The sequence below is a fragment of the Kitasatospora sp. NPDC127111 genome, assembly GCF_042677465.1.
In the GTDB taxonomy this organism is placed as follows: Bacteria; Actinomycetota; Actinomycetes; order Streptomycetales; family Streptomycetaceae; genus Kitasatospora.
In genome coordinates, this window is sequence record NZ_JBHXTG010000006.1 from 1 (window position 1) to 26,872 (window position 26,872).

Here is a 26,872-nt window from a genome sequence, read left to right on the forward strand (position 1 = left end):
GGATCCTCACCGCCTACATCGCCTCCATCCCCGTCGAACTGGAAGAAGCCGCCATGCTCGACGGCCTCGGCCGCCCCGGCGCCCTACGCCGCGTCGTCCTCCCCCTCGCCATGCCCGGCGTCGTCACCGCCGTCATCTTCACCTTCATCTCCGCCTGGAACGAGTTCGTCATGGGCCTGACCCTGACGACCGAACCGAGCAGCCAACCCCTCACCGTCGGCATCAACAACTTCATCGGCAACTACACCGTCCAGTGGAACTACCTCTTCGCCGGATCCGTCGTCGCCATCATCCCGGTCGTCATCCTCTTCGCCCTGATCGAACGCCACGTCGTCTCCGGACTCACCGCCGGCTCCGTCAAGTAGCCGTTCTCCCCGGCCCGTTCGCCCGGTCGGAACATCCGACCGCGCCGCCCCGTGCTGCGCCGACAAGGCCCCAGCACCCCCTCACCTCCGAAGGAACCGTCGCCATGACCTCCACCGCGCCCTGCCGCACCTCGGTCGAGATCGCCTCGCAGCCCTACTGCTGGCGCCGCGCCGCCGAATCCCTTCCCCGGCTCGCGCCCGCACTGCCCCGCCGGGGTGAGCGGGTCGCCGTCATCGGCTGCGGCACCTCCTGGTTCATGGCCCAGGCCTACGCGGTGCTCCGCGAGAGCGGCGGCCACGGGGTCACGGACGCCTTCGCCGCCTCGGAGTTCCCCCGGGGGCGCGCGTACGACCGGATCCTGGCCATCTCCCGGTCCGGCACCACGACCGAGGTGCTCGACCTGCTCGGCCCGGCCCGGGCGGCCGGAGTGACCACGTCCGCGATCACCGCCGACCCCGCCACCCCCGTGATGACGGTGGCCGACACCGTCGCCGTCCTGGACTTCGCCGACGAGCGGTCGGTGGTGCAGACCCGATACGCCACCACCACGCTGGCGCTGCTCCGGGCGCACCTGGAGGCCGAGGGCGCGCTGCCGGGCGAGGTCCTCCCGCTGGCCCGGGCGGTCCGGGACGCCGAACGGGCCGTCTCGGCGCCCCTGGCCGACGAGGTCCGCGGCGCCGAGCAGTTCACCTTCCTCGGCAGCGGTTGGACGTACGGGCTGGCCCTGGAGGCCGGGCTCAAGATGCGCGAGGCGGCCGGTGCGTGGACCGAGGCGTACCCGGCCATGGAGTACCGGCACGGGCCGATCAGCATCACCGCGCCCGGCCGGGTGGCCTGGATGTTCGGGGCGCTGCCCACCGGACTGGCCGACGACATCGCCCGGGCCGGCGGGCTGCTGGTCGCCGACTCCCAGGACGCCGCAACCGGGTTGGACCCGCTGGCCGACCTCGTCCGGGCGCAGCGGCTGGCCGTCGCGGTCGCCGAGTCGCGCGGCTGTGACCCGGACCGCCCGCGCAACCTCACCCGTTCCGTCGTCCTCCAGGACCGCCGTGCGTGAGCGCCGGTCCCCGCACGAGTGCGTGATCGCCCTGGACGTCGGCGGCACCGGCATGAAGGGCGCCCTGGTGGACCGTTCGCTGAACCCGCTGCTGACGCTCCGTCGGCCGACCCCGCGCCACGCCGGGCCGGACGCGGTGGTGGACGAGATCGCCGTGACCCTGGAACTGCTCGCCCGGCAGGCCGGCGAGCGCGGGCTGACGGCCCGCCGGGCCGGCGTGGTCGTCCCGGGCATCGTCGACGAGGACGCCGCCCGGGCGGTGCACTCGGTCAACCTCGGCTGGCGCGACCTCCCGCTCGCCGCCGTCCTCGCCCGGCGCACGGGGCTGCCGGTGACCCTCGGCCATGACGTCCGGGCCGGCGGGCTGGCCGAATCCGCCCTCGGTGCCGCCCGTGGTGCCCGCGACGTCCTCTTCGTCGCGATCGGGACGGGCATCGCGGCCGCCGTCCTCTGCGACGGCCGGCCCGTCCGGGCCGGCGGCTACGCGGGGGAGCTGGGCCACCTGTGCGTGGAGCCCGAGGGGAAGCCCTGTGGCTGCGGCGGGCGCGGATGCCTGGAGACGGCGGCCTCCGCCGCGGCCGTGGCGGCCGCCTTCACCGCCCGCTCGGGCCGGGCCGTCAGCGGCGCCGACGAGGTCGCGGCACTGCTGCGGCAGGGTGACCCGCACGCCCGGGCGGTCTGGGCGCGCGCGGCCGACGCCCTCGCCACGGCCCTCGCCGCCGCCGCGGCCCTGCTCGCCCCCGAACTCATCGTGCTCGGCGGCGGCCTGGCCGAGGCGGGCGACCTCCTGCTGGACCCGGTCCGCGGCCGGCTGGCCGGGCGGCTGACCGTCCAGCGCCGCCCGAGACTGGAGCGTGCCGCGCTGGGGGACCAGGCCGGCTGTCTGGGCGCCGGCCTGTACGCCTGGCGGGCGGCCGACCGGGCCGAGGGCGTGGTGTCGCTGTGATCCTCACCGTCACGCTGAACGCCGCGCTGGACGTCACCTACCTGGTGGACGACCTCGTCCCGCGCACCTCGCACCGCGTCGACGCGGTGCACGAGCGGGCGGGCGGCAAGGGCGTCAACGTCGCCCGGGTGCTCTCGGCCCTCGGACGGCCGGCGGTCGTGACCGGCCTCGCCGGCGGGCCGACCGGAGGTCTGCTGCGGGCCGAACTCCGCGCGGCCGGCCTGCGGGACGAGCTCGTCCCCATCGCCGGCGACTCCCGGCGGACCGTCACCGTGGTCTCCCGCAAGGACGGCGACGCGACCGTGTTCAACCAGAGCGGTCCCGCGGTGCTGCCGGACGAGTGGGCGGAGTTCCTCGCGCACTACGCCCGGTTGGCCCGCGACGCCGAGGCCGTCGTGCTGGCCGGCAGCCTGCCACCGGGTCTGCCGCCGGACGCCTACGGCCGGCTCGTGACGGTGGCGGCGCGGGCCGGCGCCGTCACCGTGCTGGACACCAGTGGCCCTCCGCTGCGCGCGGCCCTGCCGGCCGGACCGGACGTGGTCAAGCCCAATGCCGCCGAACTCGTCACCGCCACCGGCCGGTTGGACCTCGGCGAGGCGGCCGCCGAGCTGCTCCGGCTGGGCGCGCACGCGGTGGTGACCTCCTGCGGCCCGGACGGGCTGCGCACGACCACCCCTCAGGGCGGCTGGCGGGCCGCACCCCCGGAGCGGCTGACCGGCAACCCGACCGGGGCGGGCGACGCCTGTGTCGCGGCCCTGGCCGCCGGGCTCGCCGCCGGCACGCCGTGGCCCGAGCTGCTGCGCGACGCGGTGGCCCTGTCCGCCGCGGCCGTTCCGTGCCCGCGGGCCGGCGACGTCGACCTCGGCCTCTACCGCCGATTCCGCACCACCGCACCCGTGGAGAAGATCCATGCCACTCACCCCGACCGATGAGATCGTCCGCGACGCCGCCGACAAGGGGGTGGGCGTCGGGGCCTTCAACGTCATCCAGATCGAGCACGCGCAGGCGATCGTCGCCGGAGCGCAGGCCGCCGGGCTGCCGGTGATCCTCCAGATCAGCGAGAACACGGTCCGGTACCACGGCGCGCTCGAACCGATCGCGCTCGCCGCGCTCGCCATCGCCCGGGCCGCGAGCGTCCCGGTGGGCGTGCACCTCGACCACGCCGAGTCCGTCGACCTCGTGCGCGAGGCCGTCTCCCTCGGCTTCACCTCGGTGATGTTCGACGCGGCCAGGCTGCCCTACGGCGAGAACGTCGCCGCCACCCGGGAGGTCACGGCGTACTGCCACGGCCGGGGCGTCCCCGTCGAGGCCGAGCTCGGGGAGGTCGGCGGCAAGGACGGCGCCCACGCGCCCGGCGTGCGCACCGATCCGGACGAGGCGCGGGAGTTCGTCGCCGCGACCGGGGTCGACAGCCTCGCCGTGGCGGTGGGCAGCTCGCACGCGATGCTCACCCGCGACGCCGTGCTCGACTTCGGGCTGATCACCTGGCTGCGCGGGGCCGTCCCCGTGCCGCTGGTGCTGCACGGGTCCTCGGGCGTCGGCGACGCCGGTCTGGCCGGGGCCGTCCGCGCGGGCATGACGAAGGTCAACATCGCCACCCACCTCAACAAGGCGTTCACGCTGGCCGTCCGCACCTACCTGGCGGCCCACGCCGAGGCCGCCGACACCCGCCTCTACCTGGCCCCGGCCCGCGGTGCCGTCGCCGCCGAGGTCGCCCGCCTGCTGCGGATCCTGGGCGCCGGGTAGCGTCCGCTCCGGGCTACCCGGGCAGGCAAGGGGCTCCCTCGCCGGCGCGGCGGGGGAGCCCGGTGGGGAGCGGCTAGCCGACGGAGAGCACCCGGGTGCGGGCGAGCCCGCCGAGCCAGGTGGCGGAGGGCTTGGGCGTGCGGACGAAGGTCTTCGGCTCCACGCTGATCAGCCCGAAGGCGGGGCAGGAGGACCCCGACCGGTAGGTGTCGAGCGCGCTCCCGTGCAGGTAGCCGCGGATGTCGAGCCCGTTCGTCATCGCCGCCGCGAGGTCCGCCAGGGCGGTGGTGGTGTAGGCGATCCGGCGCGCGTCGTCGTTGGTGGCGACGCCGTTCCCGGTGACGATGATCGGCACGCCGGGGGCCAGGGCGGCGGTGTGGCGCAGCGCGTGGCCGAGCGCGGCCGGGTAGTACTCCCGGCCGGTGAGCGTGCGGCCGGCCTCCGGCGGCACGGGGACCGGTCCCTTCGGCCCGACGAGCGTTCGGGTGTGGGCCTGGACGCCCACCCAGTCGTCCCCGCGGGCGGCTTCGAGGAAGACGTCCTCGCGCGGGTGGCGGTAGGCGACGGCGGCCTCCTCCGCGCCGGGCAGGGCCTGGCAGACCTGGCCGGCCACGGACCAGCCGATCCGGATCTCCGGGTTGACCGCCCGGATGACGGCGAAGGCCCTGCGGTGGGCCTCGATCAGGGCGGCCGTCGTCCGTTCGTCGGGCAGCGGCAGTCCGGCCGGGGGCAGGGCCTCGGCGCCCGACGCGGCGCGGGCGCCGAGGGCGGCGGCCGTGTTGGGTTCGTCGATGGTGCAGACGTGGCGCACGCCGACGGCGATGACCGGGGCGGTCTCCGCCACGTACCGGGCGAAGAGGTCGACGGCCCCGGGCGCGGTCCAGCCGCCGCGGTCGGCGAACCAGGCGGGTGCGGTGAAGTGGTGCAGGGTCACCATGGGCCGCAGGCCGCGTTCGAGCGCTCCGTCGACCATGCGGCGGTAGTGGGCCAGGGCGGCGTGCGAGAAGCGGCCGGGGGCCGGTTCGATCCGCGCCCATTCGATGCCGAACCGGTAGTCGGTGAAGCCGAGTCCGGCCAGCAGGTCCATGTCCTCGCGCCAGCGGTGGTAGCTGTCGGCGCCGTCGCCGCTCGGCTCCGTCACTCGCCCGCCGGCGTGCTCCAGGAGCCACCAGTCGCTGTTGGTGTTGTTGCCCTCGGTCTGGTGGGCGGAGGTGGAGGTGCCGAAGAGGAAGTCGTCGGACAGCATCCGTCCGTAGCCGTGGCACAGCATCGCGGAATCCTTCGGGTGGAGAGCAGCGGGGTCGACGCGCGTGGCGCGTCACCGCCCGGTCCTGCCACGGTAAATCCGAAAACCTTGTAAGTCTAGGAATTGGCGTGGTTCGGTGCGGGGCCGCCGCCCGGAGCGGGGCTACAGTTCTGCGCGTGAGCACCCGCAGCCCCCGTGGCCCCTACGCCAAGAGCGCCGCCAAGCGGAAGACGATCATCGATGCCGCGCTGGCGGCCTACGCCGAGGCCGGCACCAGAGCCGTGTCCGTCCGGGACATCGCCGAACGCGTGGGCATGACCGACGCGGGGGTCCTGCACCACTTCCCGAACCGCGAAGCGCTCCTCACCGCCGTCCTCGAGGCCCGCGACGCCGCCGCGGCCGAGACCCACGGCGGGAACGACGCCTTCTGGCAGCCCACCATGCTGATCGAGAACGCCGGCACACCCGGCCTGGTCAAACTCTTCGTCGACCTGGCCGCGGCCGCCGCCGAGCCCGACCACCCGGCCCACGACTTCTTCACCGAGCGCTACCGGACCCTCCGCCGGCGCATCGCCGACGCCGCCGCCACCCCGCCCCCGGACACCGGGCGCGCCCCGTCGACCGCCCGCGACATCGACACCGACTGGGCGGCCAGGATGCTCCTCGCCGCCACGGACGGCCTCCAGCTGCAGTGGCTCCTCGAACCGTCGATCGACATGGCGGCGGACATCACCCGCCTGCGCGACGTCCTGCTCGACGCACTCGACCGCAGCGCCGGGGACGCCACCGGCGCGTAGCCGGCGCCCGGTCGCCTCGCCCGAGCGGCGGCGGGCGGGGGCGCCACGGCGCCCCGGCCCGGCCGGGGGCGCCGTCCGGGTGAACGTGTCCGGCTCCGGGCGGCCGCGCGACCCCCGCCCCCGCGCGGTTCGGGCACGGTGAACGCATGGTCGACAACCACACTCCCCGCACCTGTGGGCCTGACGGCGATTCGGTGGAACTGCGCCTCGCCCTGGTGATGAACGGCGGTGTCAGCCTCGCGGTCTGGATGGGCGGAGTGGTGCACGAGCTCAACCTGCTCCGGCTGGCCTCCCAGCACCTCGCCGGCACCGACGCCGGCCTGGACCCGACCGATCCCGACCTCCCGGTCTTCGACATGTGGCGGGACCTGCTGCGCCGGACCGACCGGCGCGTCACCATCGACATCATCTCCGGCACCTCGGCGGGCGGGCTCAACGGGCTGCTGCTCGCCACCACCATCGCCCGGGGCGGGAGGCTGCCCGATCTGCGCGGCCTGTGGGAGGAGTCGGCCGACCTGCGCAGCCTGCTGACCCGGCACGGCGGTTCGACGGAGCCGCCGCGGAGCCTGTTCAACGGCACCTTCTTCAGCGACAGGATCCGGGGCGCCGTCCAGCAGATCAAGGGCGGCGGCCGGCCCGAGAACGTCACGCTGTTCGTCACGGCCACCGCGCTGGACGGGCCGCCGCGGAAGTTCAAGGACGGCTTCGACCAGCACTTCGACGTCCGCGACCACCGACGGGTCTACCGCTTCGGCAACCAGCGGCCCGAGGACAGCCCCCGCTACGTCCTCGACCGGCGGCAGACCCCGCCGCAGTGGGCCTTCGCCGGCGAGGGCGCGCAGCAGTTCGCGGCGGACGAGCCGCTCGTGCTGGCCGCGCGCGTCACGGCCGGCTACCCGGGGGCCTTCCCGCCCGTCAGCGAGGATCCGCTGATCGACAACCGGATCCTGCCCGAGGAGGGCTGCGCGAAGACGGCCAGCTGCGTCATGGACGGCGGTGTGCTGAACAACGCGCCCTTCGGGCCGGTGCTCGACGAGATCGCCCGGCGGCCGCTGGAGGACCGGCCGGTCGACCGCGTCCTCGTCTACGTCGTCCCCTCGGCCGGCGAACTCGCCGAGGAGAAGGTCAAGCAGACCCCGTGCGACGAGGTCGGCGTCCTCACCGTGGCCTTCAACGCCCTCAACTACCCGCAGGAGGCGGACTTCCGCTCCAGCGCCGAGGACCTCGACCGGCGGTTGAAGGGCAGCGCCCGCAGCCCCCGCGACGAGCTCTTCGACCGGCTGCTGCCGCGCACCGGCGCCGGCGAGGCGGCCGCCGCCGCCCTGGCGGCCCAGGTGGCCGACGCGGCCGCGTGCCTGGTCGGCGAGTACCGGCGCAGCCGGGCCAGGGCGGTCGTGCTGGAGAACCTCCAACTGCGCGGCGCCGTCGAGGCCGCCACCCCGATCGCCTCCCCGCCGCAGGCGGACGACGACGCGGTGGAGCTCGTCCTCGGACAGCCGCACAACTGGCTGCCGCCGCAGGATCCGAGCGCGCTCGCCGCGCCCGACCTGGCCGCCTGGAGGTGGGGGCTCAGCGCCGCGACCAGGCTGCTGACCACGCTCGGCGGTCACCTCAACCAGCGCCTGGTGCCGGGCCCGGGCCGCGAGCGGTCGGCGCCGCCGGTCACCCCCGCCCAGGGCGTCCCGGCCGACCACGACGGCTTCCAGCGGATCACCGGCGCCGCGAAGACGGTCAACCGGTGCCTGCTGCGCGTCATCGCCGTCCGTGACGCGGCCGAGGCGCTGACCCGCGAACTGAGGCTCGCGGGCGGGGAGCTCGGCGCCGTCGAGGCCGCCGCCCTGGCCGGCCGGGTCTACGCCGAGCTGGACGTCCCGACGGTGGTGGCCCGGCAGGTGCGGGAGGGGGCCGCCGCCTTCCTCGCCGCCCTCGGCCCCGAGGCGGCGCACCGCTGGCCGACCCCGGAGCACGTCGTGTCGGCCTTCCTCCAGATCGAAGTGGTGACCACCGCGTGCGCCCCTGCCGTCGGGGTGCTCGCCGCGCCGACACCCCGGTTCCGGTTCATGCGGCTCGGGCCGGACTCCACCGGGCAGCTCTTCCGGGAGACCTGGGAGGGTGTGCTGCGCGACCGCAAGCTCTTCGGCATCCGGTTCAAGCACTTCGGCGCCTTCATCAACAGGGACTGGCGGCGCTCCGACTTCACCTGGGGCCGGCTGGACGCCGCCCACCACCTGCTGCCGCTGCTCCTGCCGGAGTGCGACGCCGACCAGGAACTGCAGCTCCAGCGGCTCATCCTGCACGCCGGCAAGCGCTGCGTGGCCGAGGACCCGGTCGCGGAGATGACCGGGCGACTGCACCGGCTGAGCAGCCCGGACGACTCCACGCTGCTCGGCGCCACCGAGGTCGCGCTGCTACGGGACGCGGGCACCACGGCGCTGGACGTCCTGCTGGCCCGGCGGAGGCTTCCGCGCTGGGTGCTGCGCCGGGTCTGGAAGCTGACCTGGTTCTTCTGGCGCCCCGGCCGCGGCGGCAACGGGCCGCGGCGGACACTGGCGCGTGCGCTGACCCGCTCCGTCCTGCTGCTGGCGGCGGTGGTGCTGCTCGTGCTCCTCGCGATCGGCTTCGTGGTGGGCGGCAGCGTCGACCCGTGGTGAATCGGGGGGCCCGCGGTTGGGTCGCTCCCGGTGCGAGAGCGAGCGGACAGTCCGCGCTTGCAAGTGGTGCGCGCGTGCAACTATTGTTTGGTCAAGCAAGTAGCACCTGCCGTCATTCGGCACGGCCGCCGCCGCCCGCGCTCCTCCGAGCCCGGTCACCCGGCGCCGGACGACGCCGGACGCCCCACCAGGAGCCCGACATGACCGCCACCCTCTTCAGCCCCTACACCCTGCGGACGCTGACCGTTGCGAACCGGATCTGGATGCCGGCGATGTGCCAGTACAGTGCCGCGCCGGACGGCGCCGAGGCCGGCGTCCCGACGGACTGGCACTTCACCCACCTCGCGGCGCGCGCCACCGGCGGCACGGGCCTGATCATCACCGAGGCCACCGCCGTCAGCCCCGAGGGTCGCATCAGCCCGTACGACCTCGGCATCTGGAACGACACGCAGGCCGCGGCCTTCCGGCGGATCACCGCCTTCCTCAGGGCGCAGGGCACCGTCGCGGCCATCCAGCTCGCCCACGCCGGACGCAAGGCGTCCACCGAACGGACCTGGGTCGAGCGCGGGCGCTCCCTCGCCCCGCACGAGACCCACGGCTGGACGCCGGTGGGCCCCAGCGCCGTCCCCTTCTCCTCCGCGCACACCACGCCCGACGAGCTGACTGCGGAGCAGATCGGCGCGATCGTGCGACAGTTCGCCGACGCCGCCCGGCGCGCGCTCGACGCCGGCTTCCAGGTCGCCGAGATCCACGGCGCCCACGGCTACCTGATCCACGAGTTCCTCTCCCCGGTCACCAACCACCGCACCGACGCGTACGGCGGCTCCTTCGAGGGACGGATCCGCTTCGCCCTGGAGGTCGTGGACGCCGTCCGCGCGGTGTGGCCGGAGGAACTGCCGGTCTTCTTCCGCGTCTCCGCGACCGACTGGCTCACGGAGAACGCGCAGGACGGCCGCGAGGGGTGGACCTCGCAGGACACCGTCCGGCTGGCCAAGGAGCTCCAGGCCCACGGCGTGGACCTGATGGACGTCTCCACCGGCGGCATCGTCCCCGACGCCCGGGTCGAGGCCGGGCCCGACTACCAGGTGCCCTTCGCCGCGGCGGTGCGCGGCGAGGCCGGCATGCCCGTGGCGGCCGTCGGCCTGATCACCGACCCCGCCCGGGCCCAGTCCATCCTCACCAGCGGCCGGGCCGACGCCGTCCTGATCGGCCGCGAGCTGCTGCGCGACCCGTACTGGGCGCGCCACGCCGCCGCCGAGCTCGGCGCCCCCGTCCCCGGCCCCGTCCAGTACCACCGCGCCTGAGCCTCCCGACGCCCCGGCACGTCCCGCGGCACGGCGGGTCAGGGCCGGGGCGCGGTCGCCATCGTGCGCAACGAGGCCTTGAGAGCGGCGACGAAGGAGTCCTGGGTGGCCTCGGCGACGAGGTCCAGGGAGAGGTAGGGATTGAGGTCCTCCAACTCGACGAGGAGGAGTTCGCCCTCGGGGGTGCGGCAGGCGTCGACCCGCTGGATGCCGTGCTCGATGCTGTTCCACGCGATGAAGCGGCGGGCGAACTCCAGATCGGCGGCGGTGGCCTCGTAGGGGACGAGGCGCCAGCGCTGCCCGGGGTCGGGGGCGTGGAGGGCGTACTGGAAGGCGTCGTCGACGAAGTAGAACGAGACCTCGTACACGAAGCGGATCAGTGGCTGGACCAGCACGCCGTCGTACTCGACGGCGGCGAGCCGGTCGCGGGGGACGATCCGCAGGCCGATCGAGTCGGCGCCGAGCTTCGGCTTGACGACGTAGTCGGGGACGACGGGCAGGCGCGCGAGGTCCTCGGCCCGGTCGATGGTGGGGATGACCGGGTACCCGGCGGCGCTGAGGTCGAGCAGGTACTGCTTGCCGGCCATGTCGGCGCGCCCGGTCAGCTGGTTGTGGACGCGGGTGCCGCGCGCGAGCGCGCGGTCGCGGAAGGCCTCGTACTCGGCGGGGTAGTTCAGCACCGGGCCGCTGTTGCGGACGAGGACCACGTCGAAGGCGTCCATCAGCGAGGCGGCGTCGAGCGGGTGGCACAGGGCGACGTCGAAGTCCTCGCGCAGGCGGGCGGAGAGTCGGATGTCCTCGTCGCAGTACCGGCGGCCCCGGGCCTGGTAGGCCAGGTCGGTGACGAGCAGGACGCGGGGCTTGGCGGTGGACATGGCCCTCCTGAAGATCATGTTTCCCGCTCAGCCTACTGCGAGAGGTGAAGGGTCGGAGGAGCGGTAGTCGTGTCCGTGGACGCCACCGGCCCGGCCGCACGTGGACGGCTGACCCCGCCCGCGCCAGGGGTGCCGACCCGTCCCGGCGGGATTCCGGGAACCTTCCCGGTCGTGTGATCGTCCCGTCCGGCATGCAGGCGTTTCGTGATCACAAGGGGTGGGACATGCCCGTCACACTGGGCGAGGAGGTCATGCTCCTGTCGTTGGACGACGAGAGCGGCCAGGCGAAGGACAAGTGGGCGGCCGCCTGCGCCGTGGCCAGCGGTCTCCTCCTGGAGCTGGCCCGGGCCGGGCGCGTCGGGGTGGACGACGGCTTGCTGGAGGTGACCGACGCCTCGCCGACCGGGGACGCGCTGCTCGACGGCCGCCTGGAGCGGATCGCGGCCTGGGCCCCGACCAGCCGGTCGGCGACGGTGGCGAACTGGCTGCGGAAGGAGCAGTGGAAGACCGTCGAGGCGACCCTGACGAGCCTGCGCGAGCGGGGCATCGTCACCGAGGAGCGGCACCGGGTGCTCGGCCTGTTCCCGGTCCGCCGCTACCCGGAGGCGGACGGCACGGTCGAGCGCGAGCTGCGCGGCCGGCTCGCCCGGGTGGTGCTGGAGGGCGCCGAGCCCGACGAGCGCACCGGCGCACTGATCGGGCTGCTCCACGGCGCTCGCCTGCACGGGCTGGCCTTCCCCGACCTGCCGCGCGGGCAGGTCGAGCCGAGGATGGCCGCGATCGCCGAGGGCCAGTGGGCGGGCGACGCCGTCCGCGACGCGATCCGCACCACCCAGGCCGCCCTGGTGGCTGCCACCACCGCCGCCGTGGTGGCTGCGACGATGACCTGACGACGGCCGCCACGGCCCGCCGAAGCGGTCCCGGCGGTCCCGGCGGGCGTCGTCGTCGGACGGACGCCGCCCAGACCTGCCGGGCCTGGGTGGCTCCCCCCGGCGGCGGTCGCGGTCGTCGAGCCGGCGGGGTGACGGTCAGTCGTGGGGGAGGTCGGTCCAGGGGTGGAGCTTGTCGGGGTTGCGGACGGCCCAGATGTGCGTGATCCGGTCGCCGGCGGTGGCGAAGGCGGCGACGGTCACGGTGCGGCCGGCGAAACGGGCGACCAGTCCGGGACGGCCGTTGACCGACCGTTCCAGCAGCTCGGTGCCGGGCGCACGGCGGGCCATCTCCACGATGAAGCGGGCGATCTGCTCGGCGCCCGTGATCGGGCGCAGTACCGCGTTCGCGACGCCGCCGCCGTCGGCGACCATGGCCGCGGCGGGGTCGAGCAGACCGATCAGGGCGGCGATGTCGTTGGCCTGCCACGCCTGTTTGAAGTCTCGGACGAGGTGGCCCTGCTGGCTGCCCGCCGGTGCCGGGACGCGTTCGGCGCGCAGTCGGCGGCGGGCGGACGAGGCGAGCTGGCGGCAGGCGGCCGGGGTGCGGCCGACGATCCCGGACACCTCGGCGAAGGAGTACTGGAAGACGTCGTGGAGGACGAAGGCGACCCGTTCGGCGGGGGTCATCGTCTCCAGGACGACGAGGAAGGCCATGTCGACCGACTCGTCGAGGGTGATCCGGTCGGCCGGGTCGTCCCCGCTGCCGCCACTCCGCCCGTTCATCCACTCCCTGCCGTCGGGCAGCGGCTCCGGCACCCACGCGCCGACGTAGCTCTCCCGGCGGGCCCGCGCCGAGCCGAGCACGTCGAGGCAGATGCGCCCGGTCACCGTGGTGAGCCAGGCACCGGGGGACCGGACGGCCTCCCGATCCCGCGGGGGCAGCGCGTACCAGCGGGCGTAGGCCTCCTGCACGGCGTCCTCCGCCTCGGCCAGCGAGCCCAGCAGCCGGTAGGCGAGGTTGGTCAGTCTCCGGCGCTCGGAGGCGACCGGGTCCCGTGGCACCTCGGGTCGGGGCTGTCCGGAGCGGGGCCGGATGGTCATGGTCGTCCCTGCCTTCTCGATCGGGTCCGCCCCCATGATCGCGAACCCGCCGCCGGGGCGTTCGGCCGGGGTGGCCTGACGTTCCAGGGGGCTGCGTCGTCGTAAGGACGAGGGCGGGATCACCCACCGGTCCACCCGAAGGAACACCGAAGGAAGACGAAAGGGACCGTCATGGCCGACACAGGGGCAGCCCAGCAGCGCGGCGCCGTGTATCCGAAGCTCCTGCGGATCGCGATCGCCCTCCAGACCGCGACCATCTTCTTCCAGGCCGCCACCGCGGGCCTGTTGTTGTCGTCCTCGCACGGCGAGGTGCTCCACGGCGTCGGCGCCCGGGTGATGTACGCGGCGGCGATGCTCCACGTGCTCGCCGCGGTCCTGGCGTGGCGCCCGGGCGGTCGCTCACCCGCGTCGATCCTCTACGGCACGGGCTTCCTGGCCCTCGCGTCGGTGCAGGTGGTCCTCGGCATCGCCCACGTGCCGAGCCTGCACGTCCCGCTGGGCGTCCTGATGTTCGGCATGAGCCTGCTCCGCCTGGGCCTGGAGCTGAACGCCCACCGCACGGGCGGGCGCGCCACGGCCGGCGGCTGACCGCTGCCCGCTCGTGAACTGACGTCGTATCAAATACTCCTATTGCCCCAGTTCTTTGGGCCCCCTGGCCCTGTGCCTGCGGAAGGCCTGACGGCCGGACGGTGCGGGGCGGCCGGCCGCTGTGAAATCCCAGGTCAGAGGGGATTGTCAGTGGTCCTCCGTAGTGTGGGAGCAACGTTGGAGGGGGCGCCGGAAAGGCGCCGAAGAGGCGTTGGAACAGGGGTAGCGGCATGTCTGCGAGCAGGATCAAGCACAAGGTCAACCACGTTTCGCTCGTCGTCGACAAGTCCGGTTCGATGCGCCAGCACGAGGCGCAACTCGTCCGGGTGGTCGACGAGTTCGTGAAGGGCCTGCAGGAGGAGTCGGACCGCCTCGGTCAGGAGACCCGGATCAGTCTCTACGCCTTCGACCACGAGGTGCAGAACCTGGTCTGGGACATGGACGTGAAGCACCTGCCGTCCCTGCGGGGCCTCTACGCGGTCGACAACGGTGCGACCGCGCTGATCGAGGCGGCCGTGAAGTCGGTCGACGACCTGAAGAACATCTGGGAGGGCTACGGGGAGCACTCCTTCCTCCAGGTCGTCGTCACCGACGGCGAGGAGAACGCCTCCGGCTGCTCGGAGAGCGGCCAGATGCACACCCGGATGAGCGCCGGCAAGGGCAGCGCCGTGCTGCGCAAGTGGATGGACCGCATCCAGGGCGCGATGGACGACCTCCCCGACCACTGGACCTCGGCGATCCTGGTCCCGAACTCGCTGGCCAAGCGCACCGCGCAGGAGTACGGGTTCCCGGCGGGCAACATCGCGATCTGGGACGCCGACTCCAGCAAGGGCGTCGAGGAGGCCATCGGCACCGTCAAGACGGCCGCCACGAGCTTCCTGCGCGGGCGCGAGCAGGGCGTGCGCGGCACCCGGAACCTCTTCGCCATGGGCCAGGACTTGAACGCCGCCGACGTGACGGGCAGCCTCGATGCCCTGGACACCGGCAAGTACATCCTGATCCCGGTCGACCAGCAGACGCAGATCCGCGACTTCGTCACCAGCGCCGGGCACGCGTACAAGAGCGGCTGCGCCTTCTACGAGCTGTCCAAGCGCGAGAAGATCCAGGGCAACAAGCAGCTCGCCGTGGCGGAGAAGGACCCGGCCACCGGCCGGATGACCGGCAGGGTGTTCTCGGGCCCGGCGGCCCGCCGGCTCCTGGGCCTGCCGACGTCGGAGGCCACCGTGAAGCCGGGCGAGAACCCGTCCTACACCGTGTTCGTCCAGTCGACCTCCGTCAACCGGAAGTTGGTGCCGGGCACCAAGCTGCTCGTCCTGCTGTAGCCGGCGCGGCACGATCCGCGCCGCTCGTCACCGCTTCACGGGCGGCCGTCGGGCCGATCCGGGTCGGCGTCGGCAGGGCCGCGCTGACGCCCGGACGGAGGGTGCGGCAGCCGGTGGAGCCGCACGTCGGTGAGGCGGCCGTCGTCCAGGCGGGCGGTCAGGTAGGTGGCGAACGGCTGGCGGCGCCGGTCGGTCGGCGAACCGGGGTTGAGCAGCCGCAGGCCGCCCGGGGCCCGGCTGTCCCACGGGATGTGGCTGTGCCCGAAGACCAGGACGTCCACCTCCGGGAAGCGCGCCTCGCACCGCCGTTCGCGGTCCCGGGCGGCACCGGTCTCGTGGACCACCGCGAACCGGACACCCTGGAGCTCGACGCGCGCGACCTCGGGCAACCGCTTCCGCAGCGCCGGCCCGTCGTTGTTGCCGTGCACGGCGACCAGCCGCTTCGACCGGGCCTGGAACAGGTCGAGCGTGGCGGTGTCCACCCAGTCGCCGGCGTGGAACACGACGTCGGCGTCGGCGATGGCCGCGAGGAGCGGTGCGGGCAAGGACCGCGCCCGGGTGGGGACGTGGGTGTCCGAGGTCAGCAGGAGTCGCATCGTGGTGGGGACGGTGTAGACGACCGGAGGCTCCGAGCTTCTCACAGCCACCCCGCGACCGGGCGCAGGGCGCGCCACCTCGGCTACGCCGGGACCGGCGGGAGGTGCGTGGGCATTCGCAGAGCATGATCACGCGTGCGGAAGCCGAAGCTGATGAGAGTGACGCTCTCTCCGCTATTGAGTGGTGTCCGGCCGTGCGGCGTGAGCGCGCCGTCGAATACGACACAGTCACCTGCGGCGAGGTCGCATTCGAGGTAGCCGTCGGCGGTGATGAAGACCGTGGTGCTGACGCTGGGCGCGGCGGTGGGGCGCTCGTGCTTCAGACACAGGATCAGGTTGGCCTCGCCGAAGCCGAACTCGTCAACGTGGAAATCGAGGAACTGTCCTTCCTCCAGGTACGCGATGTAGACGGCGGTGTGAGGATGGTCGACCTGTAGGCCGGTGGACCGGGCCACGACAGCGGCGAGATCGACCTGCCCGGCGAAGTGGTTCGCGGCGTCCCCGACGGCCGCGTTCCACTTGCCGTTGTGGAGGTATCCGTCAGTGGCTACGGCCTTCTCGGCCTCCTCCGCCATTGCAACGAGCAACTCGGTGGGGAGCGACTGGTCACCGAGGTGGCGCAGGAGGCGTGGGTGTACGCGCTGCTGTGCAGCGAGCCCGCGCACAGCGTCCCGGAGGGCGGGGAAGTCCTCCTCCCACCCGGCCGGCGTCCGAGCCGTGGTGCGGGACTGGAGCCATGAGGTCCACCGACTGCTCCACCGGCTCGGTGCCGCGCCGTCTGCCGCTGATGCATGGCAGTGGCCGATCAGCAGCTCGACCCGGTCGAGTGCGGCCTGCGTGGAGTTGACCAGCTCTGTGTCCCCCTTGGCGATCCGCAGCCGCAGCGCTTCTCGCAGGTGAGCCTGGGCACCTGCGAGGTCGCCGCACTCCATGAGGTGCTTGCCAGTGTGCTGAAGTGCGAAGTCAACGAGTTCCGGGTGCTGGCTTCGCGCGGTGTCCAGCGCGCTGCGGTAGAGCGCGTCCGCAGCCTGCATGTCCCCGGCGTAGCGGTGTGCGTCGCCGAGGTTCAGCTTGGTGGCTACGAGGGCGCGGGTGTTCCCGATCGCTGCGGCCAGGTCGAGCGACTGCCGCAAGAACGTACGGGCCTTGTCGTGGTTGCCCAGGCTCAATTGGCCGATGCCGATCCACCTGGTCAGGACACGGGCCCGGGTGGGGTCGCACCCCTTGGACAAGTTCCGCAGCTCCTCGTGGAGTTGCCTGACCGCGGTGGTCAGGGCGTTCCGGTCGGTGGGGGCCATCCGCAGGTGATCGTCCTGGGTGATGAGGTGCTGGAGCACTGGACCTTCCCTCGTTCGGTTCTGCTCAGCGTGGCACTACAGCTGGTCGGTCTGGTGGCGCAGGTCGGCCAGCAGCGCCACCCCGTGCGGGGAGAACTGTTCACTCAGGAGTTCGAGTTCGCGCATGAGGTAACGGACGGCCGGCAGCCCGTCGTCGTACGCGGTCTGGAAGCAGGCACGCTCGTTGGCGGTCAGGTCGTCGCGGTCGAGCTCGGTACGGCGGAACCGCAGCAGCTGGTTGTACACACAGGTCGCGTGGAAGGCCCGGTCCACCTCCCAGAACTGGTTGCGCGCGATGCCCTGCCCGGCCCGCCACTTGATCTCGATCTTGGGGGACTCCTGGGAGGAGTAACCGTCGGCGAAGACCTGGTGCTGGAGAATGTGGAAGCTGATCGACTGGTGGGTTCCCTCGTGCAGCAGGTTCTCCGCCAGGAAGAGGGGTGAGGACTCCGGGCTGACGGTGTTCGGCGGGATGTGGTGCCGGGCCTTGTCGGAGAACACGATGACGTACGGGAGCGCCGGGTCGCTGGAGCTGGTCAGCGAGGACATGTGGACGCCGGGCTTGAGGCCCACCCACAGCAGCCCACGGACGAATTCGCGCACGCGGGCGATTCCCTCGGGGTGGACGAGCGACAGGCGGTCCAGGGCCCGGGTCAGTGCCACACGGCGCTCGTGGGTGTGCGTGACGATCTCGTAGTCCGCGAGGTTGATCTCGTTGGCGATCTCGTCGGGAAGCTTCCCGTCGAACCAGTCGAAGGTCACTCCGGCCACGGGCACCGGCTCACTTCGCAGGGAACGGGCGTGCTCCGAGTAAGGGGTGCCCGACTTCACCAAGTGCTCCATCAGGGCGAACGGGAGAGCCAACTCGGCGCCCTCCTCGCGGAGCCGGGTCAGCATCGAGTCCTTCCGGCCGAGGTCGAAGAAGGAGCCGGCGGGGACGCGGGTGGCAATCGTGGTCGACACGATGGACTCTCCTTGGTCGAAACGTGCAGATGTCGGATCAGGGGGTGGCGGGCCGACTCGGGAAACGAACAGCCGAGTCGGCCCGCCATGCCGTCAATCAGGCGGCATCAGTTCAGAACCGATGAAGGTCAGACCTGGGTGTCCACCGGGGTGAAGTCGCCGTCCGGGACCGAGTGGTCCAGGCGGCGGGTCAGGGACGCGACGGACGCCGCCGGGGTGAAGTCGCCGTCCGGGACCGAGTGGTCCAGGCGGCGGGTCAGGCCGGTGACCTCCGGGTCACCGGGCTTGATGATGGTGGTGCTCATGTGTCTCTCCCATCTGGTTGGCTCTGCTCGCCCGGGTGCGGGCGAGCAGTCTGGCGGGGTGGTACGGCCCGACCCGGCAGAAGACCCTTCCCGACGGGCCGGGGGCTTGTAGGGCGGCCGAGGGGCGTGCTTGGGGGTTGCGCCTCGCCGTGGCTGCCCTGCTTTTTGAAGAGGCCGCGGAGGTGAGCGAATCCGGATCTTCCGGGTGGGCAATGGGGCCATCCGATCGTGTGGGCTGGGCGGCCGGGCATCACTGTTGTTCGCGGGAGACGGAGTGGGTATTAGGCTTCCGCTGTCATCGGCGATGCCGTAGTCATGAAGTTACGGCCGGTGACTCCAGGGTTCGACGGACTGCCAGTACGAGTTACCGGGACGATCGAGGCCAAGGGGGGCCCGGAATGGCTGCTCGGACACCACCGAGGCGTAACGAAACACTGACTGGCAGTCAGCCCGAGGCCGTGCGGCTCCCCGAAGGAGTGATCTCTGGCTTCCTGTTCAAGGTCGTCCGGGAGCAGATCCCGAAGACTCAGGACGAGTTGGCGGTGGACCTGGGCATTGACAAGAGCACCGTCCAGGGCTGGGAGTCCGGCCGTCGACCGCTCTCCTCCACCAGGGCCGGGAACCTGGTGGTGCTGCGCCGGAAGCTGATTCTGCTCGGCGCGCCGGCTGGGCTGGTGGACCTGATCAGCCTCGCGATGGACGCGGACTTCGTCCTCGGCGAGATACTGCGGTCACGGCCTACGAGCTCCGAGGTTCTGGAGCATCCGTTGGCCGGGTGGGTGCTTACCCGGGACACCACGCACATGATCGGCTGGGCCGTCAGCGGGGTTCTGCCCGGCGCGGTGGCCGCCGAGCTGAGCATCCCTGCCGCCCGCCGCGGGCCGGTCTCCACTGCGCCGCTCCTCGGGCAAGACGTGCGCTCGCGCTTCTTCGACAATCTCCGGCATACCGCCGACCTGGTGGAGGCCGGAGGTGAGGAGGCCGCGTTGCTCCGTAGACAGGTCTGGTACCTGTCCTCCTACGACCGGGCCCGCGATGTGGGCGAGTGGTTCGGTGGGATGCGGCGCCGAGGCCGGATCCCCTCGGCCGGCTCGGGGTGGTCACCCCGCTGGGCCGAGGCGCGGTCGGTCGCGGCGGCACTGGCGCGGCAGGGGGATCCCGAGCTACTCCGGGACTTCATCGCCCGCTCGATCACTGACAACGACGACTTCGAAACCGCGAACCTGAACTACTGGGCTCACTGGCTCGGGCTCGACTCACGTCCCCAGACCAGCGACGACTTCATGGCCGAGCACGAGCGCCCGGCGTGGGACGCCTCCTCGCTGTTGCGACAGTTCGCCATCCGGCTGGACCGTGCGGGCGAGTACACCGACCTTTACGTCCATTCGATCTGGGCACTGATGCTGACCCGAAGTGGCCTGGCCGACGCGGACCCTCGTACAGCCCGTGACCTGGCCGCACGAGTGGTCAGGCTGCTTGATGGTGACGGCCTTTCACAGCAGTCCCGCCGCGAGCTGGAGTCTGTGCACTACGGTCTGCGGGTAGGCGGTTATCGCGACAACCGATCCGACAGTGAAGGACAGCGATGACGGACGACAAGCAGGCGAAGGGCACCGCGAGCTACCTGTTCGAGGCGGGCATGCTCAAGCGGGCCAAGCGCTCCGGCTGGTGGATCGCTGGGGTCAAAGACCCCGAGACGATCGCCGAGCACTCGTTCCGGACGGGTGTCGTCGGCGCGGTGCTCGCGATGATGGAGGGGGCCGACCCGGCCAAGGTCGCCCTGCTGTGCCTCTTCCACGACACCCAGGAGACCCGGGTCAGCGACATCCCGCACATCGGCCGGCGCTACCTCACCGCCGCCTCGAACGAACGCGTGACCGCCGACCAGGTCAGCGCTGCTCACCCGGCCGTCGTTGCCGGGGTGCAGGCAATCGTGGAGGAGTACGAGAACGCCGAGAGCCTGGAAGTCACCGTCGCCCACGACGCGGACAAGCTGGAATGTCTGATTCAGGCTGTGGAGTACCGCGAGCAGGGATACCAGAACGTTCAGCCGTGGATCGACAGCAGCCTCGGCAGCCTCAAAACCGAGTCGGCTCGCACCCTTGCTGAGGCCGCACTGACCATGACCTCCTTGGAGTGGCAGAGGGTCTACCTCGGGTGACGCTGCCGACGGGCGAAAAGGAGCCCGCTCGGGAAGTCGCCCGGTGTACCGATACATGGCCCGTTGGCTCACTTCCCCGCCCCGCTTACGGCAGCGGCGAGGGTGTTCGCGTCTCGGGATTTGTCGCCCAGTCACTCACAGCGGGAGAGGGCGGGGCCTGGTGCCACCGGTGCGGAGGTACGGGAGGAGGTCGTCGGCCACGGCACAGGCGGCCCGCGGCGTCTGAACGGCGTACGTGCCCGGCCCGCCGCAGGGGCGGGCCGGGCACGTCCGGGGAGTGGCGCGGTCAGGACGTGCCCATGGCCTTCCAGCCGGCGAACGAGCCGTCGGTGCGCTGGCGGTTGTCGTAGAGGCGACCGTCGAGGCCGATGACCACCAGGTCGGTCAGGCCGTTGCGGTCGACGCTTGCGGCGGGGACGCCCGCGATGATGCCGACGCCGGGGCCACCCAGGTCGGTCCAGCCGCCGAACGCGGAGTTCGGGCTCGCCTGGCGGGTCACGCTGACCCCTCCGCCGCGGTTGCGGACGGCCGCGACGATTCGCCCGTCGCCTGCGGTGACCGCAGCGGGCGCGCCGATTCCGCCCTGGTCGGGACCGCCGCCGAGCGCGCCGGCCGCCCGTGTCCACCCGCCGCCGGTGGAGGTCTGCCAGAGCGTCATGGTGGAGGAGTTCGCGGTCTGGGTCAGCGGCTCCTGGCCGTCGAGTTGGCGGTAGAGCAGTTCCAGCCTGCCGTCCAGGTCCATCGCGACCGTCGGCGCACTGGTCGGTGCGACGAACGGGAAGTCGCCGTCGCGCTGGAACGACTGGTTGGGCGCGGGCTGGAACCAGTGCAGGACCGAGGCAGTGCTGGTCGTGGGTGCCCAGGCGAAGAGTTCGATCCGGCCGTCCCGCGTGGTGAACGCGGCCGGTGCCTCCTGGATCCCGCTGCCGCCCAGGTCGGCGAGCCAGCCGCTCCACCCCCCGTTGGGGGAGGTCTGCCAGGTCGAACTGATCCCGCCGCCCCGGTTGCGGACGAAGACCTGGAGCCGGCCGTCGCCGTTCGAGGCGACGGTGGGCGCGCTCACCTGGAGGGCGTCACCCGGGCCGGGGTTCGGGCTGCCGAGGGAACCCCAGCTCCAGCCACCGGGGGCGGTGGACTGGTAGTTGGAGACGATCTCGCCGGTGTCGGCGCGCTGGCCGAAGACCTCGAGACGGCCGTCCTGGTCGCGCCCGACCGTCACGGCAGCGGTCAGCGGCCCGCCCTGGTTGCCGTGCGCGAACGGGCCCTGCCACACCTTGTCGGCGTCCTCGGCCCACTCGTAGAGGCTGCCGCTCTCCACCGCGAAGGCGTGCAGCCGGCCGTTGGGGTCGCTGGTCACCGACTGCGTGGAGCGGGGCGTCCGGAACTGCTCCCGGGACTCCCAGCACTGGTAGTACCGGGTGGCCGGGTCGCAGGTGGTGGGGGGCGTTCCGGTTCCCCAGGGCAGCAGCACGTCGTCCGGCGCGTAGGCGCCCTCGAACGTGGTGACCTTCTCGGCGGTCGCCGCCCCGGACAGGTTGGCGGGGGTGTCCTGGATGTTGTAGTCGCGGTAGTGGTCCAGGACCACCCGGGGGGTCTGCGGCGTTGCGTAGCGGCGGACGGCCTCGTCGCCGAACAAGGCGGCGGAGACGTGGTCCGGGTTGTCGTGTTCCGGCAGGTCGGGGAGCTCGCCGAGCAGCAGCGGGTCCGGCGCTGGGTCCTGTACCCGCACCAGCGTGGCCCCGCTGGTGCCGATCAGCGCGGTCAGGACGTCCAGCAGGCCGGAGCGGCTGTAGTGCTGGGGCCAACTCCCGTTGTCCGACATGGTCAGCGTGTCGACGGACTGCGAGCTGCCGGTCCAGATCCGGCGGAGAGCGCCGCCACCCTGGTAGGAGTCCTCCCCGCCGTCGGGGAGGTCGAGGAAGTACAGGTGGACGTCGGCTCCGTTGAGCCGGTAGTGCTCGACGACGTTCTGGCCGACCGGGAGGTCACCGCCGCTCCAGCAGGAGTTGTCCGGGCACGACACGCCCGCCATCTGAGCGTACGCGGCCTTGGCACCGTCCTGGCGGGCCTTGGCGTAACCGACGTCCGTCAGACCGGCGCCGGCCCGGGCGGCGGAGTTGTTCTCGCCGGCCGTGAGGTAGACGGTGGTGATCGGCACGCCGGCCTTGATGCCGTTGGCCAGATCGGGATTCATGAACAGCACGTCGTCGTCCTCGTGGGCGACGATCTGGACGATGCTCGCCCGGGGCTGTGCCGCCTCGGCCGGCTGTGCCAGCCAGACGGGCACCGCCATCGTCATGGCGGTGGCGAGTGCCGCCCCCGTTCGTGCGCGCCTCATGCGCCCCCCCCTTTGCGTGGTTCTGTCAAAAGCGCGCCGAATCTAGCAGGGCGTCAGGACGACGGCCGTGCCCGAGGCCGGCCATGCGAACCGGACGCGCCGCGGCCCGGCTCCGGGTACGGAACCGGGCCGCTGACGGGTGCTGAGCGGGTAGCCGCGGATCACCTCGCCCCTCCCGCTCCGAGACGGGCGGCTCCGCGGTCAGCCGCCGGCGCGTCACTCGTCCGCGGTGTCGAAGGGCTCGTCGTGCCAGCGCCAGCCGGCGGTACCGTCGTCGTGGATGTGCAGCATGAACTCGGCGACCGGGCTGCCGTCGGGAAACGTCATGGTCAGCGCACGGCGGATCTGGGTGTAGCACGCGTCGGCCCCCTCCCAGTCCTCCTCCTCGACGGCCCGCTCCTGCGCCGCGAAGAGCGGCCGGAACGAGGCGAAGCCGGGCAGTGCCTCGACCTCGGCGTGGGTCCAGGGCATATCGGCGTCGGTCACGGACAGCCGGGCGATCTCCTGGCCGTCGTGGTGAAGCCGCCAGACACTGCCGGCGGCCAGATGCGGGTTGCTCATGCCGCCATGATGGCGATCACCCCCGTCAACCACCCCCGTCAACCACCCCCGTCGACGCCGATCGTGCCTAGGGTGCCAAGGAGCGCGGTGCCGAGGAGCCGCGACCCCCACACACGAGGGAAGCCCGGAATGACCAGCGCAGCACGGCAGGACCACCCCGTCGTCCGGACCCGCAGCGGCCCGGTTCGCGGCGAGCGCCGCGCCGGCGGCCTCCGCTTCCTCGGCATCCCCTACGCCCGGCCGCCCGTGGGCGACCTGCGCTTCGCGGCGCCCGTCCCGCCGCGGCCGTGGACCGAGGTGCTCGACGCCACCGCGTACGGTCCGACCGCCCAGCGCCGCCCGCTCGCGGGCGTCACCACCATCCCCGAGCCGACCGTCCCCGGCGAGGCCGTCCTCAACCTGAACGTCTTCACTCCCGCGGCGGACCCTTCGGCCGGGCTGCCGGTCCTGGTCTGGATCCACGGCGGCGGCTTCGTCGCCGGCTGCTCCGCCAGCCCCTGGTACGACGGCGCGGCCTTCAGCCGGGACGGCGTGGTCCTGGTCTCGGTGGGCTACCGGCTCGGCGTCGAGGGGTTCCTGCACCTGGCGGACGCCCCCGACAACCGGGGCGTGCTGGACTGGATCGCCGCCCTGGCGTGGGTCCGCGACAACATCGCGGCCTTCGGCGGGGACGGCGCCAAGGTCACGATCGCCGGCCAGTCGGCGGGTGGCGGTGCCGTGCAGACCCTGCTCGCCACCCCGGCGGCGCGCGGGTTGTTCCGCGCGGCCGTCTCGGCCTCCGGCGCGGTGCCGCGACCGCAGGACCGGGAGACGGCCCGGGCGGTCTCCCGGCTGTTCGCCGCGCGGGCCGGAGTGCCCGCGACCGCGGCCGCCCTGCGCGACGCCACCGACGGGGAACTGCTCGCCCTCCAGGACGCGCTGAACGCCCCCGGACCCGGCCGGGACGAGCTGCCGCCGCTGCTCCTCGGGCCCTTCGCCGACGGCGAGTTGATCCCGGTCCCGCTGCCGGAGGCGCTGGTCGAGGGGGAGGCCGGCGCGGACGTGCCGCTGCTGATCGGTTTCACCGCGCACGAGTTCGCCCCGGAGGCGGAGGCGGAGGCGGAGGCGGCGGCGGTGGCGGCGGAGGCGGCGGCGGTGCCGATGGCGGCGAACGGGCCGGCGCTGTCCGGGCTCCTCGCCGAACTGGGCCTGGACGAGGAGCACGCCGCGCGCTTCCTCGCCCACCACCGGGCGACCGGGCGGCCGGCCGACCCCCGGACGGTCGGCGGCCAGGCGATCACCGACCTGCTGTTCCGCGCCCCCGCCGTGGCGCTCGCCGAGGCCCGCGCGGCGCGTGAACTGCCCACCTGGCTCTACCAGTTCGACTGGTCCGGCACCGCCCCCGGCCGCGCCGGGCAGGCCTACCACTGCACGGACCTGCCGTTCGCCTTCGACCTGCTGCACGCGGAGGGCGTCGAGGCGGCACTCGGCGGGCAGCCCCCGCAGCGGCTCGCCGAGGCCATCCACGGCGCCTGGGTCGCCTTCGTCCGCGACCTCGACCCGGGCCGGGACTGGCCGCGCTACGCGGCCGGCCGGGCCACCATGCTCTGGGACGACGAGCCACACGTCGAGCAGGACCCGCTGCGCGCCGTCCGCGAGATCTGGCTGGACTGACCTTCCGGCTCGGGGACGACGCGGTCGAGCTCGGCCGTGGCGTGGATCGGCTACCGGAGGGCCGGCAGATCGTGGTGCAACCGATGCGGAGGGCTCCTGGCAGCGTGTCGTCACAGCTCGACGCCGAGCGGGAGACCTGGTCTCGACCGTTCCCGAGGGCGGGTAGCAGGTGATCTGCGTGCCGTTCCCGTTGACGGCGAACTTCTCGCACGGGACGGCGCCGAAGGAGCTTTGTGCTCAAGCTATGTGCCGGGGCGGATTCCTGAGGTTCGGTCGGCCATGACGGAGCCGGATTCAAGGTTCCGGCCCAGCCGGCCGCGACGGCCCGAGGGGGGCTCTCCACCCCCTCGGGCCGCGCCCAGCTGCGGAGGGTCAGTCCGCGGCGTGCACCAACCGGCCGCCGACGTAGGTGCGTTCGACGCGAGCCTGGGCGATCTCCTCGGCGGGGGCGGCGAAGGGGTCGCGGTCGAGGACGACCAGGTCGGCGAGGTGGCCCGGTCGCAGGCTGCCGGCGTCGTCGTGGCCGTTCACGTGGGCCGATCCGGCGGTGTAGGCGGCGAGGGCGGTGGCGAGGTCGAGGCGCTGGTCGGGGAGGAAGACGCGGCCGTCGGTGGCCTCCGGCTCCATCCGGTTGACGGCGACGTGGAGGCCGGCGAGCGGATCGGGGCTGCTGACCGGCCAGTCGCTCCCGGCGGCCAGGGTGGCGCCGGCGTGCAGCAGGTCGCCGAACGGGTACTGCCAGGTGGCGCGTTCGGGGCCGAGGAAGGGGATGGTGAGTTCGTCCATCTGGGGTTCGTGCGCGGCCCAGAGCGGCTGGAGGTTGGCGATCGCGCCGAGCTGCGCGAACCGGCCGATGTCGCTCGGGTGGACGACCTGGAGGTGGGCGAGGTGGTGCCGGTTGCCGCGCCGGCCGTTCGCCGCGATCGCCGCCTCCACCGCGTCCAGCGCCTCCCGCACCGCGCGGTCGCCCAGGGCGTGGAAGTGCACCTGGAAGTCGAGCGCGTCCAGCGTGGTGACGTGTCGCTTCAGCGCCTCGGGGTCGACGAAGCTCAGGCCGGAGTTCGCGGTGGCGCAGCCGCAGCCGTCCAGGTAGGGCGCGGTCATCGCGGCGGTGAAGTTCTCGGCGATGCCGTCCTGCATGATCTTCACCGAGCCGGCCCGGAACCGGCCCGCCCGCAACTCCTCCCGCCGCGCCACGAGTTCGGGGATCTGCTCGGCCCCGCGCTCGCGGTCCCACCAGAGTGCCCCGGTCACCCGGGCGGTCAGCGAACCGTCCCGGGCGGCCGCGAGATAGGCGTCGGACGGGTCCGGCTGACCGTTGAACTCGCCGAGCAGCGCGTCCTGCCAGCCGGTGATGCCCAGCGAGTGCAGCAGCCGCTGCGCCCGCAGCAGGCCGGCGAGCCGGTCGGCGGCGGTGGCGGGCGGGACGTGCCGGGCGACCAGCTTGGTGGCCCCCTCCTGGAGGACGCCGCTCGGGGTGCCGTCCGGCTCGCGCTCGATCCGGCCGTCCGCCGGGTCGGGGGTGTCCTTGGTCAGGCCGGCCAGCTCCAGGGCCCGGGTGTTGGCCCAGGCGCCGTGGTGGTCGCGGTTGACGAGGTAGACCGGGCGGTCCGGGATGACGGAGTCGAGCAGCTGCCGGGTGGGCAGGCCGCCCTCGAAGCTCTCCATCGACCAGCCGCTACCGGTGATCCAGGACTGCCCGGGTTCGGCGTCGGCGTACGCGCGGAGCCGGTCGAGGTAGTCGTCGACCCCGACGGTGCCGGTCAGGTCGCAGCCCGCGAGTTCGGTGCCGCCGTAGACGGCGTGGATGTGTGCGTCCTGGAACCCGGGGATCAGCAGCTTGCCGGTGAGATCGACGACCTCGGTCCCCGGCCCGATCAGCTCCCGCACCTCGTCGTGCCCGACGGCGGTGATGCGCTCGCCGGTCACGGCCAGGGCGCTCGCCCGGGTGCGGGCGGGGTCGCCGGTGTGGACGGGGCCGTGGGTGAAGACCAGGTCGGCCTTGTTCATGGTGGTGCTCCAGACGGTTGGGGTGCGGGTGGTCCGGTGGGTCCTGCGGCGAGGGTGGCGGGAGTGGCGCAGGACGG

24 protein-coding genes are annotated in these 26,872 nt (G+C 73.0%); 14 read left to right on the forward strand and 10 right to left on the reverse strand.

All coding sequences use genetic code 11. From position 1 onward, the window contains the following. From ACFVHB_RS05690 to ACFVHB_RS05710, 5 genes are all read left to right on the forward strand, one after another. Positions 1–365, forward strand: a 365-nt coding sequence (locus ACFVHB_RS05690) for a carbohydrate ABC transporter permease (RefSeq protein ID WP_380315598.1), incomplete at its 5' end; no start/stop codon positions are given. A gap of 104 nt (positions 366–469) precedes the next feature. Next, entirely contained in the window at positions 470–1,423 is a 954-nt protein-coding gene (locus ACFVHB_RS05695) for an SIS domain-containing protein (protein ID WP_380315601.1), read from the forward strand. Next, positions 1,416–2,369: an ROK family protein gene (locus ACFVHB_RS05700; RefSeq protein ID WP_380315604.1), complete on the forward strand. Its 954-nt coding sequence runs from the start codon at positions 1,416–1,418 to the stop codon at positions 2,367–2,369. Before ACFVHB_RS05695 ends, ACFVHB_RS05700 begins: the two co-directional genes overlap by 8 nt. Further along, positions 2,366–3,301 carry a 1-phosphofructokinase family hexose kinase gene (locus ACFVHB_RS05705; RefSeq protein WP_380315607.1) on the forward strand — a complete coding sequence of 312 codons (936 nt, stop codon included), beginning with the start codon at positions 2,366–2,368 and terminating at the stop codon, positions 3,299–3,301. The genes ACFVHB_RS05700 and ACFVHB_RS05705 overlap by 4 nt, the downstream gene beginning before the upstream one ends. Next, entirely contained in the window at positions 3,279–4,115 is an 837-nt protein-coding gene (locus tag ACFVHB_RS05710) for a ketose-bisphosphate aldolase (protein ID WP_380315610.1), read from the forward strand. The genes ACFVHB_RS05705 and ACFVHB_RS05710 overlap by 23 nt, the downstream gene beginning before the upstream one ends. 73 nt (positions 4,116–4,188) lie before the next feature. Here ACFVHB_RS05710 and ACFVHB_RS05715 read toward each other — a convergent pair whose 3' ends face one another. Then, the gene (locus ACFVHB_RS05715) at positions 4,189–5,385 is read right to left on the reverse strand and encodes a family 1 glycosylhydrolase (RefSeq protein ID WP_380315613.1); all 1,197 of its coding nucleotides are present in this window, start codon (positions 5,383–5,385) and stop codon (positions 4,189–4,191) included. Between the two features lie 152 nt (positions 5,386–5,537). On the opposite strand from ACFVHB_RS05715, the gene ACFVHB_RS05720 reads away from it, so the two are divergent. The 3 genes from ACFVHB_RS05720 (at position 5,538) to ACFVHB_RS05730 (ending at position 10,113) form a co-directional block, all read left to right on the forward strand. Further along, the gene (locus tag ACFVHB_RS05720; protein WP_380315616.1) at positions 5,538–6,158 is read left to right on the forward strand and encodes a TetR/AcrR family transcriptional regulator; all 621 of its coding nucleotides are present in this window, start codon (positions 5,538–5,540) and stop codon (positions 6,156–6,158) included. A gap of 146 nt (positions 6,159–6,304) precedes the next feature. Continuing rightward, the gene (locus ACFVHB_RS05725) at positions 6,305–8,809 is read left to right on the forward strand and encodes a DUF3376 domain-containing protein (protein ID WP_380315619.1); all 2,505 of its coding nucleotides are present in this window, start codon (positions 6,305–6,307) and stop codon (positions 8,807–8,809) included. Between the two features lie 200 nt (positions 8,810–9,009). Next, the gene (locus ACFVHB_RS05730; protein ID WP_380315622.1) at positions 9,010–10,113 is read left to right on the forward strand and encodes an NADH:flavin oxidoreductase/NADH oxidase; all 1,104 of its coding nucleotides are present in this window, start codon (positions 9,010–9,012) and stop codon (positions 10,111–10,113) included. Between the two features lie 38 nt (positions 10,114–10,151). Here the strand turns inward: ACFVHB_RS05730 and ACFVHB_RS05735 are convergent, their stop codons facing one another. Next, positions 10,152–10,988, reverse strand: a complete 837-nt coding sequence (locus tag ACFVHB_RS05735; protein WP_380315625.1) for a hypothetical protein — start codon at positions 10,986–10,988, stop codon at positions 10,152–10,154. 224 nt (positions 10,989–11,212) lie between these two features. Here ACFVHB_RS05735 and ACFVHB_RS05740 point away from each other — a divergent pair, with 224 nt between their 5' ends. After that, positions 11,213–11,878, forward strand: a complete 666-nt coding sequence (locus tag ACFVHB_RS05740) for a GPP34 family phosphoprotein (RefSeq protein ID WP_380315628.1) — start codon at positions 11,213–11,215, stop codon at positions 11,876–11,878. Between the two features lie 138 nt (positions 11,879–12,016). On the opposite strand, the gene sigJ is transcribed toward ACFVHB_RS05740, so the two are convergent. Then, entirely contained in the window at positions 12,017–12,961 is a 945-nt protein-coding gene (sigJ, locus tag ACFVHB_RS05745) for an RNA polymerase sigma factor SigJ (protein WP_380315631.1), read from the reverse strand. 171 nt (positions 12,962–13,132) lie between these two features. On the opposite strand from sigJ, the gene ACFVHB_RS05750 reads away from it, so the two are divergent. Continuing rightward, the gene (locus ACFVHB_RS05750) at positions 13,133–13,549 is read left to right on the forward strand and encodes a hypothetical protein (RefSeq protein WP_380315634.1); all 417 of its coding nucleotides are present in this window, start codon (positions 13,133–13,135) and stop codon (positions 13,547–13,549) included. Positions 13,550–13,779: 230 nt separating this feature from the next. Then, entirely contained in the window at positions 13,780–14,871 is a 1,092-nt protein-coding gene (locus tag ACFVHB_RS05755) for a VWA domain-containing protein (RefSeq protein WP_380315637.1), read from the forward strand. A 35-nt stretch (positions 14,872–14,906) separates the two neighbouring features. On the opposite strand, the gene ACFVHB_RS05760 is transcribed toward ACFVHB_RS05755, so the two are convergent. The 4 genes from ACFVHB_RS05760 to ACFVHB_RS05775 form a co-directional block, all read right to left on the reverse strand. Continuing rightward, entirely contained in the window at positions 14,907–15,467 is a 561-nt protein-coding gene (locus ACFVHB_RS05760; protein ID WP_380316103.1) for a metallophosphoesterase family protein, read from the reverse strand. 83 nt (positions 15,468–15,550) lie between these two features. Beyond that, a complete protein-coding gene (locus tag ACFVHB_RS05765; RefSeq protein ID WP_380315640.1) occupies positions 15,551–16,804 on the reverse strand; it encodes a tetratricopeptide repeat protein in 1,254 nt (417 codons plus the stop codon). Between the two features lie 36 nt (positions 16,805–16,840). Further along, a complete protein-coding gene (locus tag ACFVHB_RS05770; RefSeq protein WP_380315643.1) occupies positions 16,841–17,767 on the reverse strand; it encodes a hypothetical protein in 927 nt (308 codons plus the stop codon). Positions 17,768–17,895: 128 nt separating this feature from the next. Then, entirely contained in the window at positions 17,896–18,072 is a 177-nt protein-coding gene (locus tag ACFVHB_RS05775) for a hypothetical protein (RefSeq protein ID WP_380315646.1), read from the reverse strand. A 458-nt stretch (positions 18,073–18,530) separates the two neighbouring features. On the opposite strand from ACFVHB_RS05775, the gene ACFVHB_RS05780 reads away from it, so the two are divergent. Both ACFVHB_RS05780 and ACFVHB_RS05785 read left to right on the forward strand, forming a co-directional pair. Beyond that, positions 18,531–19,661: a helix-turn-helix domain-containing protein gene (locus tag ACFVHB_RS05780; RefSeq protein WP_380315649.1), complete on the forward strand. Its 1,131-nt coding sequence runs from the start codon at positions 18,531–18,533 to the stop codon at positions 19,659–19,661. Beyond that, positions 19,658–20,233, forward strand: a complete 576-nt coding sequence (locus ACFVHB_RS05785) for an HD family hydrolase (RefSeq protein ID WP_375941613.1) — start codon at positions 19,658–19,660, stop codon at positions 20,231–20,233. The genes ACFVHB_RS05780 and ACFVHB_RS05785 overlap by 4 nt, the downstream gene beginning before the upstream one ends. 286 nt (positions 20,234–20,519) lie before the next feature. Here the strand turns inward: ACFVHB_RS05785 and ACFVHB_RS05790 are convergent, their stop codons facing one another. Both ACFVHB_RS05790 and ACFVHB_RS05795 read right to left on the reverse strand, forming a co-directional pair. Then, positions 20,520–22,571: a PIG-L family deacetylase gene (locus tag ACFVHB_RS05790; RefSeq protein WP_380315652.1), complete on the reverse strand. Its 2,052-nt coding sequence runs from the start codon at positions 22,569–22,571 to the stop codon at positions 20,520–20,522. 216 nt (positions 22,572–22,787) lie between these two features. Further along, the gene (locus ACFVHB_RS05795) at positions 22,788–23,132 is read right to left on the reverse strand and encodes a hypothetical protein (protein WP_380315655.1); all 345 of its coding nucleotides are present in this window, start codon (positions 23,130–23,132) and stop codon (positions 22,788–22,790) included. Between the two features lie 129 nt (positions 23,133–23,261). On the opposite strand from ACFVHB_RS05795, the gene ACFVHB_RS05800 reads away from it, so the two are divergent. Continuing rightward, positions 23,262–24,785, forward strand: a complete 1,524-nt coding sequence (locus ACFVHB_RS05800; protein WP_380315658.1) for a carboxylesterase/lipase family protein — start codon at positions 23,262–23,264, stop codon at positions 24,783–24,785. A 372-nt stretch (positions 24,786–25,157) separates the two neighbouring features. Here ACFVHB_RS05800 and ACFVHB_RS05805 read toward each other — a convergent pair whose 3' ends face one another. Further along, entirely contained in the window at positions 25,158–26,795 is a 1,638-nt protein-coding gene (locus ACFVHB_RS05805) for an amidohydrolase (protein WP_380315661.1), read from the reverse strand. Positions 26,796–26,872: the final 77 nt, after the last annotated feature.

Bases quoted from the DNA above. Each gene is read 5' to 3' on its own strand.
- ACFVHB_RS05725 (WP_380315619.1), top strand. From the start codon at position 6,305: ATGGTCGACAACCACACTCCCCGCACCTGTGGGCCTGACGGCGATTCG.
- ACFVHB_RS05735 (WP_380315625.1), bottom strand. From the start codon at position 10,988: ATGTCCACCGCCAAGCCCCGCGTCCTGCTCGTCACCGACCTGGCCTAC.
- ACFVHB_RS05695 (WP_380315601.1), top strand. From the start codon at position 470: ATGACCTCCACCGCGCCCTGCCGCACCTCGGTCGAGATCGCCTCGCAG.
- ACFVHB_RS05750 (WP_380315634.1), top strand. From the start codon at position 13,133: ATGGCCGACACAGGGGCAGCCCAGCAGCGCGGCGCCGTGTATCCGAAG.
- sigJ (WP_380315631.1), bottom strand. From the start codon at position 12,961: ATGACCATCCGGCCCCGCTCCGGACAGCCCCGACCCGAGGTGCCACGG.
- ACFVHB_RS05805 (WP_380315661.1), bottom strand. From the start codon at position 26,795: ATGAACAAGGCCGACCTGGTCTTCACCCACGGCCCCGTCCACACCGGC.
- ACFVHB_RS05795 (WP_380315655.1), bottom strand. From the start codon at position 23,132: ATGAGCAACCCGCATCTGGCCGCCGGCAGTGTCTGGCGGCTTCACCAC.
- ACFVHB_RS05715 (WP_380315613.1), bottom strand. From the start codon at position 5,385: ATGCTGTGCCACGGCTACGGACGGATGCTGTCCGACGACTTCCTCTTC.
- ACFVHB_RS05760 (WP_380316103.1), bottom strand. From the start codon at position 15,467: ATGCGACTCCTGCTGACCTCGGACACCCACGTCCCCACCCGGGCGCGG.
- ACFVHB_RS05785 (WP_375941613.1), top strand. From the start codon at position 19,658: ATGACGGACGACAAGCAGGCGAAGGGCACCGCGAGCTACCTGTTCGAG.
- ACFVHB_RS05790 (WP_380315652.1), bottom strand. From the start codon at position 22,571: ATGAGGCGCGCACGAACGGGGGCGGCACTCGCCACCGCCATGACGATG.
- ACFVHB_RS05755 (WP_380315637.1), top strand. From the start codon at position 13,780: ATGTCTGCGAGCAGGATCAAGCACAAGGTCAACCACGTTTCGCTCGTC.
- ACFVHB_RS05740 (WP_380315628.1), top strand. From the start codon at position 11,213: ATGCCCGTCACACTGGGCGAGGAGGTCATGCTCCTGTCGTTGGACGAC.
- ACFVHB_RS05710 (WP_380315610.1), top strand. From the start codon at position 3,279: ATGCCACTCACCCCGACCGATGAGATCGTCCGCGACGCCGCCGACAAG.
- ACFVHB_RS05730 (WP_380315622.1), top strand. From the start codon at position 9,010: ATGACCGCCACCCTCTTCAGCCCCTACACCCTGCGGACGCTGACCGTT.
- ACFVHB_RS05775 (WP_380315646.1), bottom strand. From the start codon at position 18,072: ATGAGCACCACCATCATCAAGCCCGGTGACCCGGAGGTCACCGGCCTG.
- ACFVHB_RS05800 (WP_380315658.1), top strand. From the start codon at position 23,262: ATGACCAGCGCAGCACGGCAGGACCACCCCGTCGTCCGGACCCGCAGC.